The organism is Mesorhizobium sp. M4B.F.Ca.ET.017.02.2.1, from assembly GCF_003998955.1.
GTDB classification, from domain to species: domain Bacteria; phylum Pseudomonadota; class Alphaproteobacteria; order Rhizobiales; family Rhizobiaceae; genus Mesorhizobium; species Mesorhizobium abyssinicae.
Genome location: NZ_RZOF01000656.1, coordinates 1 through 890, shown reverse-complemented (window position 1 = coordinate 890; position 890 = coordinate 1). Strand labels below are relative to the sequence as shown.

Here is an 890-nt window from a genome sequence, read left to right as displayed (position 1 = left end):
GACATGGCTCTTCTTGACGTCGACGGTCTTCGAGGTGACGAACTGCGCGTAGAGCCAGGCGGCCTTGGCGCGGTCGGTCGGCGTCGACTTCATCAGCGTCCAGGAACCCACGTCCTGGTAGCCGAGCTTCATGCCGTCCTTCCAGTAGACACCGTGCGGCGACGGAGCCATGCGCCACTTCGGCGTACCGTCGTCGTTCATAACCGCCTTGGCGCCGGCGTCGACCATCGAAGCCGTGAAGGCGGTGTACCAGAAGATCTGCTGTGCGACCGCGCCCTGCGCCGGCACCGGGCCGGATTCGGAGAAGGTCATGCCCTGGGCTTCGGCCGGAGCGTAGGCCTTCAGCCAGTCGAGGTACTTCTGGATCGAGTAGACGGCAGCCGGGCCGTTGGTGTCGCCGCCGCGCGCGGTGCAGGAGCCGACCGGACGCGAATTCTCGTCGACCTTGATGCCCCATTCGTCGACCGGCAGACCGTTCGGGATGCCCTTGTCGCCGTTGCCGGCCATGGACAGCCAGGCGTCGGTGAACCGCCAGCCGAGCGACGGGTCCTTCTTGCCGTAGTCCATGTGGCCATAGACCTTCTTGCCGTCGATCTCGCGGCCGGTGAAGAACTCGGCAATATCCTCATAGGCCGACCAGTTGACCGGAACGCCGAGGTCGTAGCCGTACTTGGCCTTGAAGTCGGCCTTGTTCTTCTCGTCGTTGAACCAGTCGTAGCGGAACCAGTAGAGGTTGGCGAACTGCTGGTCGGGCAACTGATAGAGCTTCTTGTCCGGCGCCGTCGTGAACGAGGTGCCGATGAAGTCCTTGAGGTCGAGGTTCGGATTGGTGACGTCCTTGCCGTCGCCTTCCATCCAGTCGGACAGGTTGCGCACCTGCTGGTAGCGCC

General features: G+C 63.8%; 1 protein-coding gene. It reads right to left on the bottom strand.

Annotated elements, in window-relative coordinates:
- Positions 1 to 890, bottom strand: an 890-nt coding sequence (locus EN738_RS34660) for an ABC transporter substrate-binding protein (RefSeq protein WP_145967062.1), incomplete at both ends; no start/stop codon positions are given.